Origin of the sequence: Mesorhizobium sp. M8A.F.Ca.ET.021.01.1.1, from assembly GCF_003998025.1 — a bacterium.
Classification (GTDB): Bacteria; Pseudomonadota; Alphaproteobacteria; order Rhizobiales; family Rhizobiaceae; genus Mesorhizobium.
The window spans coordinates 1-857 of record NZ_RZSJ01001019.1 but is presented as its reverse complement, the minus strand read 5'-3'; the positions used below and the strand labels follow the sequence as shown (position 1 = coordinate 857).

Genomic DNA, 857 nt, shown 5'->3' with positions numbered 1-857 from the left:
GACAGAGGCGATCCGCGGCAACGGCGCCGTCGCCATCCAGCAGCTCTATCATGTCGGTCAGCACGCGGACGCGGACAACTCGTTCCATGCCGGCTGGTCGCCTTCCGGCCTGCCGAGTTATCACGACTCCGACGGCTCGCATCGGATGTCCGAAGCCGAGATTGAGGAAACGATCGACGGCTTTGTCCAGGCGGCGCGCCGCTGCCGCGAGGCCGGCTTCGACGGCGTCGAGGTCTGGGCGGCGTACCATTCGATGCTGGACCAGTTCTGGACGCCCTGGTCGAACCGCCGCGACGACCGGTGGGGCGGCAGCCTTGAAAACCGCACGCGGGTGAGCCGTGAGGTGATGACCAGGATTCGCCGGGAATGCGGCGATGATTTCATCATCGGTCTTGCGGTCAATGACGAACCGGAAGTCGAAGTGGCGCTGAAGCGCGAAGCGCTGGCCGAGATAATCGACCTCCACGACCGCGATGCCTTGATGGACTATGTGACTTGTGGAACGGGTTCCTACTTCGATTTCTACAAGATCATGCCGACCTTTGTTTATCCCGAAAAGCTCGGCGCGGATCTTGCGGCGGTGCTCAAATCCACCGTGCGCCACGCGCTGATCACCGCCGAAAGCCATATCCGTACCCCCGAGAACGCCGAGAGCGTGCTGAGCGAAGGCCGCGCTGACCTCGTTTCCATCGTGCGCGGGCAGATCGCCGATCCGCATCTGGCTGCAAAGGCTGCCGCCGGACGGCCGCAGGACATTCGCGGCTGCCTGTCCTGCAACCAGATGTGCTGGGGCCGGCGCAGCCGCGATTACTGGATCAGCTGCGTCGTCAATCCCTCGGCGGGGCGGGAATGGGAGT

General features: G+C 63.9%; 1 pseudogene. It reads left to right on the top strand.

The annotated features are described in order from the left end of the window. Positions 1 to 857: pseudogene (locus EOA36_RS36310) on the top strand (oxidoreductase); the annotation flags it as partial.